This window comes from Pedococcus cremeus (assembly GCF_900111375.1).
Lineage (GTDB): Bacteria > Actinomycetota > Actinomycetes > Actinomycetales > Dermatophilaceae > Pedococcus_A > Pedococcus_A cremeus.
This window is the reverse complement of the sequence record NZ_FOHB01000008.1, coordinates 14,565-31,569: the sequence shown is the minus strand read 5'-3', so window position 1 is coordinate 31,569 and position 17,005 is coordinate 14,565. Positions and strand designations below refer to the sequence as shown.

The following is a 17,005-nucleotide window of genomic DNA, read 5'->3' as shown; positions in this document are numbered from 1 at the left end:
CCCCATCCTGACAGGGGTGGGCTGCCGGGGCGGGCCGAGAGCGCGGGCCGCGGGCGCGGCACACCAGGTGGGCCAGGAACGAGGCCCCGGAACGGCGGGCCCAATGGCCCCTCCGCTGGAACCGGCGTCCTGGATAGCGTCGAAGCGTCCCACCAGACGTCGGGACGGAACCGCGGTGCCGTCCCGGTCCCCCACGAAGAGGCGAGGCTGCATGGCTGCGCTGTTGATGACCGGCTTCCCCGGGTTCCTCGGGTCGGCCCTGCTGCCCAAGCTCCTGGCGCGGCGCGAGGGGATGCGGGCAGCCTGCCTCGTGCAACAGCACCACCTGGCGACCGCCCGGGCGCGGCTGCACCAGATCGAGGCGATGCACCCGTCGACCCGGGGCCGCGTCGTCCTGGTCGAGGGTGACATCACCGCCGCCGACCTGGGCCTGGCTCCCGACGCGCTGGCGGCCCTGGACGACGTGACGGAGGTCTGGCACCTCGCGGCGGTCTACGACCTGACGGTGCCCGAGGCCGTCGCGCGCCGGGTCAACGTCGACGGCACCGCCCGGGTGCTCGAGTTCTGCGGCTCCCGCCGGCAGCTGCACCGGCTCCAGTACGTCAGCACCTGCTACGTGAGCGGCGCCTACGAGGGCGAGTTCCGGGAGGACTCGCTCGACGAGGGCCAGGCGTTCCGGAACCACTACGAGTCGACCAAGTTCGAGGCCGAGCTGCTCGTGCGCAAGGCGATGGCCGACGGGCTGCCGGCGACCGTCTACCGCCCGGGCATCGTCGTCGGCGACTCGCTGACCGGCGAGACGCAGAAGTACGACGGCCCCTACTTCCTGGCGACGTTCCTGCAGCGCCAGCCGCGCCTCGCCGTCGTGCCGGCCGTCGGCTCCATCGAGCGCGTGCCGGTCAGCCTGGTGCCGCGCGACTTCGTGGTCGACGCCATGGACGAGCTGTCGGTCATGGAGGACTCCGTGGGCCGCACCTGCGCCCTCACCGACCCCGCCCCGCCGACCGTCCGCGAGCTCGTCGACACCTTCGCCCGTCACCTCGGCAAGACGGTGTTCTGGCTGCCCCTGCCGCTGCGACCCACCCGCTGGGCCGTCGACACGGTTCCCGGCCTCGAGCGCCTGCTGGGGCTCCCCGCCGAGGGCCTGGACTACTTCGCCTCGAAGACGTCCTACTCCACCGCCACCACCGACGCGCTGCTCTCGAGCACGACGCTGCGCTGCCCTCGGTTCCCCGACTACGCCGGACGGCTGCTGGACTTCAAGGTCGCCCACCCGGAGGTCCACGCCGAGGCGATGACCTGATCCCCCAGGAGGAACCCCATGACACCCGCCGAGCCAGTCGTCGTCGTGAACGTCAGCCTCAAGTCCGCCGAGGGTGACTACGACGAGCACGTGAGGTTCCTCCATCGCGACTTCCGCCTGGTGCGCCTGGGCACCGGTGGGGACGTCCCGGCGGCAGAGGCGCTGGTGCGCCAGTGGGCCGAGCGGGCGGACGCGGTCGCCGTGACCGGCATCCGGGAGGCACAGGCGGCCGGTCTCTACGACGGAGACCTGGCAGCCATCGAGCGGGTGCGCGCCGCCACCACCGACGTGCCGGTGACCGACGGCCACGAGCTCCTCGAGGTGCTGCAGGAGTGGGCCATCCGGCACGTGCAGACCGAGATGCCCGGGTACTTCAACAACGCCCGCATCGTCGTCCTCGGCGGCAGCAACCACGCCCGCACCACGCGGGTCCTGCGCGAGTTCACCGGCAACGTCACCTTCGCCGACCCGCTGCTGCGCCTCGACCTGCCCGCTCGGGTGGATGCGAACCCCGCGCTGGGCATGACCACCCGGCTGGCGATGTGGCCGCTGCGCCTGCTCCCCGGTGCCCTCAAGACCGAGCTCAAGGTGCCGGGCCACTACCTGAGCCGGGCACTGGCTCGTCAGTCCGCCCGTGACTGCGACGTCGTGGTGGCGACCTACGAGGAGCTCACCGGCTTCGGGCTGGAGGACCTCGCCGGCAAGACCCTCATCAGCTCGGCCATCTCGGAGGAGCAGCTCGCCGAGCTGGCCGGCCGGGGTGTCGACATGGTCGTCGACGTGACACCGCAGCCCTTCCACGTCACCGTGTCGGCTGCCGTGCTCGAGGCCATGATGCTCGCGTCGGTGGCCGAGGCCGGCAGCCTGACCAACGACGACCTGCTCGACATGATCGTGTCGGCCGAGCTGACGCCGAGGGTGCTGCACCCCAACGGGCCGAGGCGCAAGAGCCGGTTCGCGTTCGTCATCCACCCGCTCTCGCAGCAGTACTTCAAGAACGTCGAGCCGCTGAAGACCCTGGGCAGGCTGGCGCCCGCGCCGGTCATGGACCTCGTGGAGAAGACCATGGCCTACGCCCCGCCCTTCACCTACAGCCACGTCACGGGGATCACCTCGCCCACGGGCGCCCAGGCCGAGGGGTGGCTCATCACCGTGGGCGGCACCCCCAGGGAGCTCATGGCGCACAAGCCGGAGTTCACCTATGCGCGCCTGCTGCAGGCGGCCCGGATCGCCGAGAAGCTGGGCGCACAGGTCATGGGGCTCGGGGCGTTCACGAAGGTGGTCGGGGACGCCGGGGTGACCGTGGCCAAGCAGGCGCCGCTGCCCGTGACCACGGGCAACAGCTACAGCGCCTCCGGAGCGCTGTGGGCGGCGCACGACGCGCTCGGCCGGCTCGGCCTGGTCGAGGTCGACGAACGGGGCCGGATGCACGGCAAGGCCATGGTCGTCGGCGCCACCGGCGCGATCGGCTCGGTCTGCGCCCGGCTTCTGGCCCTCTCGAGCGACGAGCTCTGGCTGGTCTCCCCCGAGTCGGCCAAACTGCTCGCGCTCAAGCACGAGCTCGAGCGCGGCAACCCCCGCGCGGTCGTGCACGTGGCGGCCACCCCCGACGGCCACCTCGGGGACATGGACCTCATCGTCACCGCGACCTCGGGCGCCGGCAAGCGCGTCCTCGACATCACGGCCGTCAAGCCCGGCTGCGTGATCACCGATGTGGCCCGGCCGCTCGACCTCTCCCCCGAGGACGTCGCCAAGCGCCCCGACGTGCTGGTCGTCGAGTCGGGCGAGATCGAGCTGCCCGGCGACGTGAGGATGCGTGACATCGGGCTCCCCAAGGGTGTGGCCTACGCGTGCCTCGCCGAGACGATCGTGCTCGCCCTCGAGGGCCGCTACGAGACCTTCACGGTGGGGCGCAACATCGAGTGGGAGAGGGTCAAGGAGATCTACCGCCTCGGCCTCAAGCACGGGATGCGGCTGGCCACCATCTCCGGCGTGAACGGCGTCTTCACCGACGCCGACCTCGCCCACATCCGCGAGCTCGCGCTGGAGCGGCGCCGTGAGGCTGCTGCCACGGCCCCCGGAGAGGGGCGGCACGGGGGCAGCCGGCGCCGCTCGAGCACCAGGAGCCCGTCCGCGCACACCTCGGTGGCCCGTCCGCCGACCACGCACGCGGCGACCACGACCACGGCGAGGACGCGGGCGCGGCGGGCCGGCTGACGCCCCTACCGCGTGCTCGTCGGCGTCGCACCGACCGAGGGCAGGTCGACCGACGGGCCTCAGCCGCCGCGCGCGGCCGACGGGAACGCGTCGCGCCACGATCGGATGTCACCGCGCGGGGTGGCCACAGTCGTCGCGGCGAGCATGGCGTGCCCGACCGCGCGGGTCACGCAGTCGCCGGCCGCGGCCATGAGCTCGAACAACCCCGGCAGGTCGGGGGCCGGCCGCTCACCGGTCGCGAGCGTGAACAGGGTGTCGCCGTCGAGGAGGGTGTGCACCGGTTTGACCGCACGAGCCAGCCCGTCGTGACCGAGGCCGCTGATCTTCTGGCACTCGGCCTTGGTCAGGGTCGCGTCGGTGGCGATGACGCCGATGGTCGTGGCCATGCCCGGGGTCAGCGGCGCCCGGTGGCCCTCGGCGACGGCGCGCGCCCGGGCCTCCTCGACCTCCGCCGGGTCGGGCACGCCCACGCCGGCGAACTCGCCCTGCAGCCCGTGCCGCACGGCGAACAGCTCACCGGTGGCCAGGTCGCACGGCGAGCCCCAGGCGTTGACGGCGACCAGTGCCGCCACTGTGGTGCCGTCGTCGAGCACGGCACTGGCCGATCCCACGCCGCCCTTGAGCCCGCCGGCCCGCGCACCGGTGCCTGCCCCGACGCTGCCCTGCACCACCGCGCCGTCGTGGGCGTCGTCGCACGCGGCCAGCCCCTCGGCGGGGCCCGGGTGGTGGCCGAAGTCGCCTCCACGGCCGAGGTCGAAGAGCACGGCCGCCGGCACGATCGGCACCACCTCGCCCGGCGCGCCCATCGGCCAGCCCACGCCCGCGGCATACAGGTGCTGGGCCACGCCGTCGGCGGTGGCGAGCCCGAAGGCGCTGCCGCCGGTGAGCACCACGGCGTGCACGCGGTCGACGAGGTTGCGCGGGTCGAGCAGGTCGGTCTCGCGGGTGCCCGGGCCTCCTCCGCGCACGTCGACGCCGGCCACGGCTCCCTCGGGCCCCGGGAGCACGACGGTGGTGCCGGTGAGCCAGCCGTCACCGATGCGCGTGGCGTGGCCGACGCGTATGCCGCGGACGTCGGTGAGCGTGTTGGTGGGGCCGGGGCGGGTGGCCACGTCAGCGGTCCTCGCGGTCGTTCGCCGGGTCGTCGCCGCCCTCGGCGTCGGGGCTCGCGTCGATGACGCAGAACCGGTTGCCGTCGGGGTCCTCGAGCACGACGTAGTCGCAGTCCTCCTCATCGGGGTCCGGGTAGGGCCAGTCCTCGACCCGTCGGGCGCCCAGCCCCAGCAGGCGGTCGACCTCGGCGGTCTGGTCGTCGGCGTAGAGGTCGAGGTGAATGTGCGGGAACTCGGCCGGCCGGGTCTCGCCGAGGTTGAGCGACAGGTTGGGGCCGCGGCCGTCGCGGGGCTCGAGGATCACCCAGTCGGGCTCGGGCTCGTAGCGCGGCCGGTAGCCGAGGGCCTCGGACCAGAACGCCATCGCGACCGGGACGTCGCTGACGTTGACGACCACCGAGCCGATCCGCAGGGCCGGTGCCGCCTCGTGGTGCGCGTTCATCGTCTCCCCCATCGCCGTCCCCTCCATGGGCATCTCCTTTTCTCACGTCTGCGCCAGGTGGAGCTCCATGAGATCACCGGTGTCGGACAGGCCGACGCGCTCGCACAGCGACCGGGTGTGCCGGCCGGGGCGCATCTGGAGGGCCGACAAGCCCTCGGCGCGGGCCCAGTCGCGGGCCGAGGTCAGCAGCAGCTCGCCGATCCGCAGGGACCGGAACTCCGGCCGCACGAAGAACTGCTCCACCATGAGGCTGCCACCGCTGCCGCGGTCGCCCGGCCAGGGAAGCGGACGGTGCCGCGTCGACATGAGGTAGCCGGCGTGCTCGCCGCCGCACTCCGCGATCCACGCGGGGTGGTCGGCCACCGTGGCCAGCCAGGCCGAGGCGAACCGGTCGAGGAAGCCGGGCTCGGCCGGGGCACCCCGGTGCCGGGCGCACTGCAAGGTCAGCGCGGCCAGGACGAGCGCGTCGTCAGGACTGGCGCGGCGCGTCCGGGGCTGCGGCACGTCGTCGGCCACGTGCTGGGTCACCCCCGAAGTCAAGCACGCAGGCAGGGGCGCTGCCCGGCATACCGGCTTGTGCGGCAGGCGCGTCGGCCGGGAGCCAGCCCCGTCCGGCCCGAGGAGCGCGGTGGGCTAGAGCTGGATGCCGAGGCGGCGGGCGGAGCGGGCGCGCTGGCGCGAGGCGCGCAGCCTGCGGAGCCGCTTGACCAGCATGGGGTCGGCCTCGAGGGCGGCCGGGCTGTCGATGAGGGTGTTGAGCACCTGGTAGTAGCGGGTCGCGCTCATGTCGAACAGCTCGCGGATGGCCTGCTCCTTGGCGCCGGCGTACTTCCACCACTGGCGCTCGAAGGCGATGATCTCGCGGTCGCGCTCGCTCAGCTCGCCCGCGGCGCTGCTGGTGCCCTGCTCGTGTGCGGCGTTCACTCTCGACCCTCGACCCTGTCGCTTTCCCGTCCTGCCCCGTCCTTGCGCGGGCAACTATACGGACGGAATCACACCCTTGTCATTCCGGTCTGGGAGACTCGCCGGGCGTCCTCCGCGCCGTTCGAACCACCGGTCACACCAGCCTCACGGAGGGTTTCTGGTACCACTGCGCTGGCCTTCGGGAGTAGGCCCACCAGACCTCAGGCCATGGTGTCGAGGATGGCTCGGATGTCGTCCTCGGAGGTGTTCGGGTTGACGACCGCGAACCGGGTCAGCGTCTCCCCGTCGTGCGAGGTCGGCACGACGAAGGCGAACTCGTCGGCCAGCAGGCGGTCGGACCACTCCTGGTACTGCTCCGGCGTCCAGCCCAGCCGGCGGAACACCACGACCGACAGGTCGGGCTCGCGGACGACCTCGACGTAGTCGCGGCGGCCGATCTCCTCGGCGGCGAACCGGGCCACGGCGAGGGTGCGCTCGATCGCGTCGGTGTAGGCCTTCGTGCCGTGGGTGGCCAGCGAGAACCAGAACGGCAGGCCACGCGCCCGGCGGGTCAGGCCGATCGCGTAGTCGGTGGGGTTCCAGTCCGGAGCCGAGGTGAGCACGTCGAGGTAGGACGCCTTCTGCGTGTGCGCGGCGCGGGCGAAGGCCGGCTCGCGGTAGAGCAGGGCGCAGCAGTCGAACGGCGCGAAGAGCCACTTGTGCGGGTCGACGATGAACGAGTCGGCGAGCTCGATGCCCCGGTAGCGGTCGCGGACCGAGGGGGCCGCCAGCCCCGCTCCCCCGTAGGCGCCGTCGACGTGGAACCAGAGGCCGAACTCGCGGCACACCTCGGCGACCGACGCGAGGTCGTCGATGATGCCGAAGTTGGTCGTGCCGCTGGTGGCCACGACGGCGAAGAAGGTCTCCGGGCCGTGACGGAGCAGCACCTCGCGCAGCCGGTCGCCGGTGAGCCGCCAGGCGTCGTCGACCGGGACGCCGACCATCTCGGCGTCCATCACCTGGCAGGCCGAGTCGATCGACGAGTGGGCGGCCTGGGTCGCCGCCACCCGCCACGGGCGGGTGCCGGGGCCGGTGCGCTCCTCGAGCTTCGCCCGAGCCCGCGCGGTCTCCCTGGCCGCGACGAGGGCGGAGAGGTTGCCGATGGTGCCACCGGGCACGAAGACCCCGCCCGCACCCTCGGGGAACCCGGCGAGGTCCGCGATCCAACGCAGGGCCTGGTTCTCGGCATACACCGCACCGGCACCCTCGAGCCACGACCCGCCGTAGATCGACGACGCGCCCACGACGAGGTCGAACATCGCCGACGCCTCGGTGGGCGCACAGGGGATGAAGCTGAGGTAGCGGGGGTGGTCGGTGGAGATGCACGCCGGCGCCAGGTCGTCCTCGAAGAGCTTCAGGGCCGCGAGGCCGCCGATACCGTCGGGCGTGATCGTCTGGCCCGCGACGCGGTCCAGCTCCTCCTCGCTCCGGGGACCGTCGAGGGGTACCGGGTCGAGCTTGAGGCGGTCCTCGGCGTACTTCAGGACCGCCTGGCCGAGGGCATGGATGGACTCGTCGTTGAAGCCGTGCACGCGGTGGAGTCTAGGACCGCGCCGACCCGGGCAGGGGCCCCCTGTCCCGGGTCGGTCGGTCGGTCACCGCGACGTCGTCGCGCGACATCCTCACCAGGTCATCGGTGGCGGCGGGGTGTGGTAGCCCGCCGGCACCTCTTCCTCGCGCGCCTGGGCCGCGTGGTGCACGGGCCGGGTCCTGGTTGTCACCGCCCAGATGACGAAGACGTCGAGGGCGAGGACGGACACGCTCCACAGCGGGAAGTGCGGCATCCACAGGAAGCTGCCGATGATGCTGAAGCTGGTGAGGATGAGCGCCACGGTGCGCGCCCAGCCGGCCCTGCGCATCAGCGCGATCCCGGTGACGGCGACGAGGACGCCGATCCCCACGTGCACCCATCCCCAGCCGGTCAGCTGCCACTGGAACCAGTAGGACTTGCCGCCCGCGAAGAAGGTGTCGCTGGCCAGCGCGACCACACCCTGGGCGACGTGGAACGCGCCCACCAGGAGCATGAAGACGCCGGCGGTGAGGAGTGGGCCCGGTGTGCCGGTCGACACCGACGAGCCCGTGCGGGATCCGTGAGGTGTGGTGGTGGCTGCCATGACAGCCTCTCTTCCGCGCGGCCGGAGCCGCGCCGTCGGTTCTTCAGGTGCCGAGGATCTTCGCCTTCTGCGCGGCGAACTCCTCGTCGGTGAGGATGCCCTGGGCCTTGAGCTCGGCGAGCTCCTTGAGCTGGGCGATGGTGTCGGAGCTACTGGGCGCCGGCGCCTCCGCGGGAGCGGGTGGCGGCGGTGCGGCCTCCTGGGCCGCGTAGCCCTGCTGGGGCGGCGGAGCCTGCTGGTCGTAGTAGGCCTGCTCGCGCTGGGCGTAGATGTTGGCGTCGCGCTCGGCGTACTTCTCGGCCTGGCGGCGCTGCACGCGGCCGCTCACCGCCGTGGCGGTACCGGCGACCACAGCGGTGCGGGCGACTCCTCGCAACAGTCCTGGCATGGCGTCCTCCTCAGGCGCTCTCACTGGTCTCGCTGGTGTCGAGCGCTTCGAGCGCCTCGATGGCCTCCATGACGACCGGCGCGGGGATGCGTGCGCTGGCGATCAGCTCACCGCCGCTGCCGCGGGCGGCCGCGACGAACGGGATGGCCCAGCTGTTCTCGTAGACGATGAGGGCGGCCACCGTGCCCGGCTGCATCGCCGAGGCCGCCTCCTCGACGTCGTCGTCGCCGAGGAGCCCGCTGCGGGCGCCGGAGAAGTACGCGAAGCCGTCGGCCCCGGTGGGGTCGCCGAGCTCGAGCACCTCCACGCCGCCGTCCTCGTCCTTGCTGATGACCATCAGGTCGTAGAGCCGGATCACGCCGCTCTCGACCAGGTCGACCAGCGCCTTGCTGGCCTCACCGGTGAGACGGTCGCGTGGGAACTCGAGGAGGACGAAGTCGACCGGTCCGTGGACGTCGGACCCGGTGGTCGTCGGTGCGGTCGAGGTCACGGTTGGCTGCCTTTCATGGGAGTTGCTGGGTGAACGTGGTTGTGGGAGAGGGACGGTCACTTGCCGACCGGCACCTCGCCCGCCCGGAGGATGTCCCGGCCGTGCATCGTCACGGCCCAGATGACGAACACGTCGAACGCCATGACCGCCAGGCTCCAGATCGGGTAGTACGGCAACCACAGGAAGCTGGCGATGATGCTGAGCGAGGCCGCGATGACGGCGACGGTCCGCGCCCAGGTGGCTCCCTGGAACAGGAAGAAGCCAGCCGTCGCGACGACGACACCGAGCACGAGGTGGGCCCAGCCCCACCCGGTCATGTTGAACGTGAAGACGTAGTCCTTGCCGACCACGAAGAAGTTGTTGTTGACGAGGGCGACGATGCCCTGGATCGCGTGGAACACACCGGTCATGATCATGAGGATTCCGGCGAAGACGGTCACGCCCACGGCGCCCGCGCTGTATTCGCGGGTGCTGGCAGCGGCCCGACCCGGAGTGGTGGTTGCCATGGTGGCCTCCGTCCTAGGTGCGCGCATCGTGGCGCGCAGGCTTTTCTCTGACACCTTCGTTGTATGCCGCGGAGCCGCCGCGGTGCCTCACCCCTGTGGGGTGATCCCCCGCTGGTCCGCCGTCGCACGGCGCCCGCGGGGGCAGCCGTCAGGACGGCCGAGGGCCCCGGTCGCTGCCCTGGAGCTCGTGCTCCGGGACCGCCTCGGGTGGTGGCGGCGGCGTGCCGAGGAACTCGATCAGCGCGAGGGCGACGCCGACGAGCAGCGCGGTCACCACGACCACCAGCACCGTCGGCCTGGTCCAGAAGAGGAGCACGAGTCCCGCGGCGAGGAACGCGCCGGCGCGCAGGGCCCGCGTGTGGGCCAGCACCCACGGACCGACCCGACCGGCCCGCCAGCCCTTTGCCTCGGCGCCGCTCCGGGCCGAGCCGATGCCCGATTCCAGCGCGGTGCGGGTGCGGACCGCCGCGCGGGAGGGCCCGAAGAGGAACGCCACCAGTGCGACCAGCAGGGCCAGCACGGCGACGCTGCGCAGGCCGGTGCGCAGGAAGCGCACGATGGTGTCGAAGACGTTCCCGGCCGCCTGCTGGCCCAGCACGTCCGGCGGCACCGCGTCCAGGTACGCGATCCGGGCGATCGCCAGCAGCACCCCGAAGACCAGCACTGCGCCCGCGACGCCCATCGCCCCGCGCACGACCGCCCGGCGGCGGTCACCGGCCAGGAGCACGCCGCCGGCGAAGAGCACGAGTGCGACCACCGGCAGCCAGATGCCCAGGGTGTTGAGCCACCGGTAGGCCGTCTGGCCCTTGGTCACTGCGTCGGACTGCACGAGCACGAAGGAACGGTTCACCGTGGGGATGCGTTCGGCGAGGGTGAAGCCCTGGGACACCAGCCGCGTCTTCACCTGGTCGATGACCGGCGCCAGGTTCAGCGTCACGGTGTTCCCCTGCGCGCTGACCGCTCCGCCCTGGTTCCCCTCCAGCAGCTTCACGAGCTGCTGGTGCGCCACGGTGTTGACCTGCTCCCAGAGCGCGGCGAACTGCGGGCTCTGCACCAGCTTGGTCACCTGCGTGCGGGTGAAGCTCTCGACGCCGTTGGCGATCGGCACCGCGAGACCGGGCAGGGCCGCGGCCACCCGCGGCGGCACGTTCGGCTGCTGCGAGATGGTCTGCAGCGCCTGGCGGGTGTAGCCCTCGACGTCGAGTGACTGCATCACGGCGTTCGTGACGTCGTTCGCGACCGCTGCCTGCACGGCGGGGTCGTCCGCCAGCGGCGCGACCGTCTGCACGTACTGGCTGGTGTCGGAGATCTGGGTGCTCGCCCACACCGCCGTCGCGGACAGCGGCGCGAGGATGCACGCCAGCGTGAGGAGGATGGCCGACCCCACGGCATACCAGCGTGAACGCCGGTGCCCCGCCGGCTCAGGGGGTTCCTCGCCTCCCCCCTTCTCTCGCTCGAGCTCGGCGACCCGGGCCCGCAGCCGCTCGACCTCGGCGGTGTCGGCCGTGGTGCCCTGGGCCGTGGTGCTGTCGACGTCTCTGCTGTCCATGACGCACCCTTCCTTGCGCAGACGGGACGAAGTCGCATCGGTGTCGGTGCTTCCTCACCGTCACGCGCGACCCCCCCGGCGGACATCACCCTGACCGGGTGATGCCGCTACGAGGCGGGCCGACCGACGCTGGGCCGTGGGGGGACGACCAGGCCGTGAAGTGGCCAGAGGAGGCGGACGCCATGAGGAGCGCCGGACCCGTTGCAGCAGTAGTCGTCTGGTTGGCTCTCGTCCCCGGGGGGTTGGCCGCGTGCGCGAACGCGGAACCGCCGGCCTTCTGCCAGGACCTCGACCAGCTCGCGTCGTCGATGCAGGCCCTCAAGCAGACGGACGTCAAGGTCGAGGGCATCGACGGGGTCAAGACGAAGCTGCAGGCGGTCGGCCAGGACATCGACCAGCTGTCAACCACGGCCAAGCAGCAGTTCGCACCGCAGATCAACGAGGTCAAGAAGCAGGGCAGCGAGCTGAAGACGACGGTCGACGCCGCGGTGAAGGACCCCTCGGAGGCCAACGTCAGCGCCGCGCGGCGCAACGTCGGCGAGCTGAAGAACGCCTTCCTCGACCTGCAGGCCGCCCTCCAGGCCAGCTGCTGAGGGCAGCCGGGGGCGTGACCAGGCGCTGGACGGGACCAGCGGCGGAAGTCACCCCCCGCAGATGAGGTGAGGCGCGGCCCGCGTCATCAGAGTTTGTGGTGAGAGAGCCCTCTCTCGCGAGGCCCCGTCGGAGCTCCACCCGCCGGAGCCCCACCCGAAGATGAAGGGAGCCCTGGAATGAGTTTCTGGGACGTTGTGTGGTTCATCATCATCAGCTTCGCGTTCGTGGCCTACCTGATGGTCATGTTCTCGATCCTCACGGACCTCTTCCGGGACCGCGAGACCGGGGGCTTCGCCAAGGCGGTGTGGGTCATCGCGCTGATCTTCCTGCCGTTCCTGACAGCCCTCGTGTACCTGATCGCCCGTGGCCACGGCATGGCGGAGAGGTCTGCGAAGGAGGCCAGGACGATGCAGCAGCAGCAGGAGGCCTACATCCGTGACGTCGCAGCCAAGACGAACCCGGTCGACCAGGTGGCCCAGGCCCGCAAGATGCTCGACGCCGGCGAGATCTCCCAGTCGGAGTACGAGCGGCTGAAGGAGAAGGCGCTCGCCTGACCAACCAGCTCCAGCAGCCCGGCTCCCGAGCACGGCTCCCGCGTCACCGGTGCACGCGGGAGCCTCGTGTGTCCCCTCGCGTGTCCCCTCGTGTGTGCCCTCGTGTGTGCCCTCGGACGCCCAGAGCCGACCACTGCTCGCGCAGGGGCTTCTCATCCTTCTGGACCAGGCAACCCGTGACCTTCGGCCCGGTGCAGGCCCTCCCATGTGCTCATACAGCCTCTCTCTCCACCTGCATAGCCTGAAGGCGCAGGCGTCGGACGGCGCCCATCCACTCGAGCAGGCGGGGGAGAAGGGCAGATGGCGCTGTGAGCTCATCCCCGCATCGGCACCCTGGCACCAGACCCCTGGGGAGCACCCGTTCGCTGCTGACGGCGGCACGGTTCGGCATCCCAGAGAGCCCGACGCCCCATGTGCGGCGACGCCGGCTGCTGGCCGACCTCGCCGCGGCCGAGCGCACGAGGCTCACCCTCGTCAGCGCCCCGGCAGGCACCGGCAAGACGACCCTGGTCGCGGACTGGGCCCGCCAGCTCGTGCTGCGCGCCCCCACCGGCTGGGTGACGTTCGAGGAGGACACGGCGCTGTGGCCCGACCTCCTCAGCTGTCTGGGCCGGCTCGGCGTCGCGGCGCCCGAGCCGCGCTCGGGCGCGAGGGGGGCCGACACGGTCTCGCGGTCGCAGCTCACCACGGTCGCGGAGGGGGTCGCCGCGTCACCGCAGCGGCTCACGGTGGTCCTCGACGGCTACGAGCTCGTGCGCCCCGAGGAGGCGCGCGACCTGCACTACCTGCTTGAGCACTCCATGGGCCGCCTCGGGCTCGTGCTCGTCACTCGCGTCGACCCGGTCCTGCCGCTCTACCGCTACCGGCTGGACGACGGCCTGACCGAGCTCAGGGTCGCCGACCTGGCCTTCACCGACCGGGAGGCAGCCGAGCTCCTCCATAACGCCGGAGTCCGCCTCGCACCGGAGTCGGTGCAGGCGGTCAACGCCCGGGTGCGGGGCTGGGCAGCCGGGCTGCGGTTCGCCGCCCGGGCGCTCGTCGACGACGGCCAGCCCGGCCGAGCGGCAGCGACGGCCGTGACGGCAGGCGCCGACGTCAACGAGTACCTCCTCGGTGAGGTGCTCGACGTGCAGCGACCCGAGGTGCGGCGCTTCCTCCTGGAGACCTCCGTGGCCGACGTGCTCTCCCCCGCACTGGTGACCGCGCTGTGCGGGCCCGAGGCGCGCCACCTGCTGACCGGGCTCGGGCACCTCAACACCTTCGCGGAGCAGGTACCCGGGCAGCCCGGCTGCTTCCGCTACTACCCCTTCTTCAAGGAGCTGCTGCAGGCGCAGCTGGCCTACGAGGAGCCTCGGCGCTGGACCGAGCTGCACTCGACCGCCGCGACCTGGTGCCGTCACGAGGGGCTGCCGGACCGTGCCCTCACCCACCTGGCTGCGATCCAGGCGTGGCCCGAGGTGGCCGAGCTGCTGCTGGCGTCCGACCAGGTCAGCGTGCTGCTCTCGGAGGGGGCAGCCGCCGGCCCCGCATGGGGCGCCGCAACCCGCCTCCCTGACGACGTGGCGACCCCCGCGGCCGCGCTGGTCAGGGCCACGGTGGCCCTGGCCCGGGGCGACGCACACGAGTGCTCGCAGGAGCTGGCCCGCGCCCGGGCGCGCACGGACGCCGCCCACGGGACCGGCACGGAGCCACCGTCGCCCTCCGTCGACGCCGCCCTCGCGGTGGTCGACGCCGCACGCGCCACCATGGTCGACCCCGCCGAGCAGGCTGGCCGCCTGGCCACGGCCGCCGACGAGGTGACCCGCCAGGCCCAGCGCACCGCCGGCCTGCGGCACCCGGGTCAGCTCGGGCTCCTGCGGCGCTGCCAGGGGATCTCGGCCACGCGCCGGGGTGACCTGCGCGCGGCCCGTTCCCACTTCGAGGACGGCCTCGCCCTCGCTGCAGACCCGGCGGGCCTGCCCTCAGGCGTTCGCGCCGACCTGCTGGGCCACCTCGCGGTCGTCGACGCCCTCGAAGGCCACCTGGCGCAGGCCTCCCGCACCGCGGAGGAGTCTCTCGCGCTGGCGGACGGCAAGCGCTCGACGGCCGTGTGCCACGGTGAGGCGGCAGCCCACATCGCCCTGGGCGCGGTCGCGCTCGACCGGTGCCACCCCAAGCAGGCCAGGCACCACGCCGCCGTGGCGACGGCCTCACCGGCGCTGTGCGGCCACCCGCTGTGCCAGGGCCTGTCCGAGCTGGTGGTGGCCGGGGCGGAGCGCGCCGGCGGAGACCTGGCGTCCGCCCTCACCCGGCTGGGCGCCGGCGCGGAACGGCTCTCCAGCGGGGATCCCTGGCTGGCCGACCGGATGCGGCTGGAGGCCGCGCGCCTGGGCCTCGCCGCCGGCAGGCCGCAGCTGGCTTTCTCCACACTCGAGGGCGTGCGCCACCCGGACGAGCCGCAGGCCGCGGCCGTCGCGGCAGTGGTGCTCGCCGAACGCGGTCAGCTGACGGCGGTCGACGACCGGCTCGGTCATCTGCACCGGCGCCCGTCGTGCCTGCAGTCGGAGGTGCTAGCCCTGCTCGCGGAGGGGTCACGATCCCTGCAGCACCACGAGACCGCAAGGGCCAGGGCCGCGCTGGACCGATCACTCCGGTTGGCCGCTCCAGAAGGTCTGCGTCGCCCGTTCCGAGAGGGAGGCCCCATGGTGCAGCGCCTGCTCGCCTCGGACCCCTCGCTCCTTCGGGACCACCAGTGGCTGAGCACCCGGGGCACGGTCCCCCAGCGGGCCTCCGGCGGCTCGACCGCCTCGAACCCCGCCAACGCCTCGAGGCCGCTGCCGCGGATCTCGCGGGACGGGCAGCCCGCACCGGTCGAGGAGCTCACCGCGAAGGAGCTCGAGGTGCTGGGCCACCTCGCCCAGCTGCTCAACACCGAGGAAATAGCCGGGACGATGTTCATCTCGGTGAACACCGTCCGGACCCACGTGCGCAACATCCTGCGCAAGCTCGACGTCAACCGGCGCAACGCCGCCGTCCGCCGGGCGCGCGAGCTGGGCCTCCTCGCCGAGGACCACACGGTCGCAACGGTGGACGCAGCGGCCGGTCACGGCTGACCGACCTCCCTCGACGCTGTCCCCTGGGCGTCCGTTCACGCCCAGGGGGCAGCGTTCATCCCCTTGGGGTGATGCCGCGTCGTCGGCGCCCGGGTGTCCTGAGGTGATGCAGGACCCACGACAGGGGGTGACGGCGGCGATGGCCGAACGGGCCTACGAGGTGCGAGTCGCCGGGCTGGTTCCCACCCAGGACCTGCTCGAGGAGCTCAGCGACGTGGAGGTGGCCGAGCACGAGTTCCGCACCGTGCTGACCGGCCACTTCGCCGACCAGGCGGCCCTGCACGGCTTCCTGCACCGACTGCGCGCCTTCGGCCTCGAGGTCGTCGAGGTCCGGCGGGTCACCGCGACCGAGCCCGCCACCGAGCCCGCCACTGAGCCCGCCACTGAGCCCGCCACCGAGCCCGCCACCACCACGCCCACCGACGAGACGGGAACGCCACCATGACCTGGAGCGCCGACCTGACCCGCGAGCTGACCTCGGCCACCTACGAGATCACGGTCGTGGGGGCCCTCGGACCCGTGCTGCGAGCAGCCATGCAGCCGCTGGTGGCCACCGCGTCAGGGCCGTGCACCACGCTGCGGACCGCGCTCAGCCGCAGGGGCGACCTCGCCGACCTGCTGGCCGCTCTCGACGCCAGGGGCCTCGACGTCACCCATGTGGCCGTCAGGCCCGCGGCTCACCCCCACCGCACCGCCGCCCCCGCCGCAGAACCGGCGGCTCACCCGCCGCTCACCCCGTCGGGGTGACGCGCTCGCGGGCTCTGGCGCGTGCACTGGAGAGGTGGTCGGCCGCACGTCGTTGAGCGCCCTGCGCGAGCGCGGAGAACGCCTGCTCGAGCTGGTGCCGGTTGTCCGTCGCACCCTCGTCGAGCTGAGGCGGGTCGAGCTCCTCGACCGGTCGCTCGCCCTGGGCGCGCAGGCCCTCCTTGCCCTCATCCCGATGCTCATGGTGCTCGGGGCGGTCCTGCCACAGGCCTGGGTCGCCGGCCTCCTCACGCAGATCCGCGACGTGGTCGGCCTCCGCGACGACGTGATGGCGCCCGTGCGCCAGCTCGCCCTCGAGCAACAGGTGCACCAGACGCAGACCGGCATCGCCGGTGCCATCGTCTCGCTGGCGTCGGCGTCCAGCTTCTCCCGTGCCCTGCAGCGGATGTACGCGCGGGCGTGGGACCTCCCGGGGCACAAGGGCGTTCGTGCGCTGCGCAGCAGCCTGGTCTGGATCCTCGGTTGGCTGCTGATGCTGCAGGTGACGGCGCTGCTCCTGAAGTCGCTCTCCGGCGTGCCGCACGCCGGGCCGCTCCCGGTCCTGGTGCAGCTGAGCGCCAACACGCTGCTGTGGTGGTGGACCTCACGGCTGCTGCTGGGTGGGCGCGTGGCCTGGCGACGGCTGGTCCCGGGCGCCTGCCTCACCGCCGTGCTCGTGGTGACGCTGACCCGGTTGTCGTCCGTCTTCATGCCGCCCTTCACGCGCAGCAACCTGCAGCAGTTCGGTCCGCTGGGCGTGGTCTTCGCGCTGGGCTCGTGGCTGGTGGTCTTCGGTGGGGTCCTGGTCGTCGCCACCGTCGTCGGACGTCAGCTGGCCCTGTGGTGGGTCCCCGAGCCGGTCCCAGCGGACCAGCAGGCCCCAGCGGACCAGCAGGCCCCGGAGCAGGAGCCCCTCACGCCTGGGCACGAACACCTC

The 17,005-nt window shown here is 72.6% G+C and carries 17 protein-coding genes and 1 pseudogene; 8 read left to right on the top strand and 10 right to left on the bottom strand.

Annotated elements, in window-relative coordinates; all coding sequences use genetic code 11:
- The first annotated feature begins 211 nt into the window (after positions 1-211).
- Both BMW78_RS15310 and BMW78_RS15305 read left to right on the top strand, forming a co-directional pair.
- On the top strand, positions 212-1,303 hold the full coding sequence (locus tag BMW78_RS15310) for an SDR family oxidoreductase (protein WP_218144376.1): 1,092 nt from the start codon (positions 212-214) through the stop codon (positions 1,301-1,303).
- An 18-nt stretch (positions 1,304-1,321) separates the two neighbouring features.
- Positions 1,322-3,520 carry a dehydrogenase gene (locus tag BMW78_RS15305; RefSeq protein ID WP_218144375.1) on the top strand — a complete coding sequence of 733 codons (2,199 nt, stop codon included), beginning with the start codon at positions 1,322-1,324 and terminating at the stop codon, positions 3,518-3,520.
- A 59-nt stretch (positions 3,521-3,579) separates the two neighbouring features.
- Here BMW78_RS15305 and BMW78_RS15300 read toward each other — a convergent pair whose 3' ends face one another.
- The 10 genes from BMW78_RS15300 to BMW78_RS15255 form a co-directional block, all read right to left on the bottom strand.
- Positions 3,580-4,632 (bottom strand): P1 family peptidase, encoded by a 1,053-nt coding sequence (locus tag BMW78_RS15300; RefSeq protein WP_177180422.1) that lies wholly within the window; start codon positions 4,630-4,632, stop codon positions 3,580-3,582.
- A gap of 1 nt (position 4,633) precedes the next feature.
- The gene (locus tag BMW78_RS15295; RefSeq protein ID WP_245735893.1) at positions 4,634-5,101 is read right to left on the bottom strand and encodes a VOC family protein; all 468 of its coding nucleotides are present in this window, start codon (positions 5,099-5,101) and stop codon (positions 4,634-4,636) included.
- Between the two features lie 15 nt (positions 5,102-5,116).
- Complete coding sequence (locus BMW78_RS15290; protein WP_177180426.1) at positions 5,117-5,602, bottom strand: GNAT family N-acetyltransferase; 486 nt, start codon at positions 5,600-5,602, stop codon at positions 5,117-5,119.
- Between the two features lie 105 nt (positions 5,603-5,707).
- Positions 5,708-5,998 carry a nucleoid-associated protein NapA gene (napA, locus tag BMW78_RS15285; protein ID WP_091761544.1) on the bottom strand — a complete coding sequence of 97 codons (291 nt, stop codon included), beginning with the start codon at positions 5,996-5,998 and terminating at the stop codon, positions 5,708-5,710.
- Positions 5,999-6,198: 200 nt separating this feature from the next.
- On the bottom strand, positions 6,199-7,569 hold the full coding sequence (locus tag BMW78_RS15280; protein ID WP_091761542.1) for a pyridoxal phosphate-dependent decarboxylase family protein: 1,371 nt from the start codon (positions 7,567-7,569) through the stop codon (positions 6,199-6,201).
- A 90-nt stretch (positions 7,570-7,659) separates the two neighbouring features.
- Positions 7,660-8,151, bottom strand: a complete 492-nt coding sequence (locus BMW78_RS15275; RefSeq protein WP_143056285.1) for a DUF7144 family membrane protein — start codon at positions 8,149-8,151, stop codon at positions 7,660-7,662.
- 43 nt (positions 8,152-8,194) lie between these two features.
- Positions 8,195-8,539, bottom strand: coding sequence for an SHOCT domain-containing protein (locus BMW78_RS15270; protein ID WP_091761539.1), 345 nt, complete (start codon positions 8,537-8,539; stop codon positions 8,195-8,197).
- A gap of 10 nt (positions 8,540-8,549) precedes the next feature.
- The gene (locus BMW78_RS15265) at positions 8,550-9,029 is read right to left on the bottom strand and encodes a DUF6325 family protein (protein WP_091761537.1); all 480 of its coding nucleotides are present in this window, start codon (positions 9,027-9,029) and stop codon (positions 8,550-8,552) included.
- Positions 9,030-9,085: 56 nt separating this feature from the next.
- Positions 9,086-9,535 carry a DUF7144 family membrane protein gene (locus BMW78_RS15260; protein ID WP_091761535.1) on the bottom strand — a complete coding sequence of 150 codons (450 nt, stop codon included), beginning with the start codon at positions 9,533-9,535 and terminating at the stop codon, positions 9,086-9,088.
- Between the two features lie 148 nt (positions 9,536-9,683).
- The gene (locus BMW78_RS15255; protein WP_091761533.1) at positions 9,684-11,084 is read right to left on the bottom strand and encodes a hypothetical protein; all 1,401 of its coding nucleotides are present in this window, start codon (positions 11,082-11,084) and stop codon (positions 9,684-9,686) included.
- Positions 11,085-11,266: 182 nt separating this feature from the next.
- Between BMW78_RS15255 and BMW78_RS15250 the strand changes: the two genes are divergently transcribed.
- The 6 genes and pseudogenes from BMW78_RS15250 to BMW78_RS21330 all read left to right on the top strand — a co-directional run.
- Positions 11,267-11,677 (top strand): hypothetical protein, encoded by a 411-nt coding sequence (locus tag BMW78_RS15250; RefSeq protein WP_143056284.1) that lies wholly within the window; start codon positions 11,267-11,269, stop codon positions 11,675-11,677.
- Positions 11,678-11,854: 177 nt separating this feature from the next.
- Complete coding sequence (locus tag BMW78_RS15245) at positions 11,855-12,232, top strand: SHOCT domain-containing protein (RefSeq protein WP_091761529.1); 378 nt, start codon at positions 11,855-11,857, stop codon at positions 12,230-12,232.
- A 413-nt stretch (positions 12,233-12,645) separates the two neighbouring features.
- Entirely contained in the window at positions 12,646-15,324 is a 2,679-nt protein-coding gene (locus BMW78_RS15240) for a winged helix-turn-helix domain-containing protein (RefSeq protein ID WP_091761527.1), read from the top strand.
- Positions 15,325-15,430: 106 nt separating this feature from the next.
- Positions 15,431-15,769, top strand: coding sequence for a hypothetical protein (locus BMW78_RS20875; RefSeq protein ID WP_177180425.1), 339 nt, complete (start codon positions 15,431-15,433; stop codon positions 15,767-15,769).
- Positions 15,766-16,071 (top strand): hypothetical protein, encoded by a 306-nt coding sequence (locus tag BMW78_RS15230; protein WP_091761524.1) that lies wholly within the window; start codon positions 15,766-15,768, stop codon positions 16,069-16,071. Before BMW78_RS20875 ends, BMW78_RS15230 begins: the two co-directional genes overlap by 4 nt.
- Positions 15,980-16,879: pseudogene (locus BMW78_RS21330) on the top strand (YhjD/YihY/BrkB family envelope integrity protein); the annotation flags it as partial. The gene BMW78_RS15230 and the pseudogene BMW78_RS21330, both read left to right, overlap by 92 nt.
- Positions 16,880-17,005: the final 126 nt, after the last annotated feature.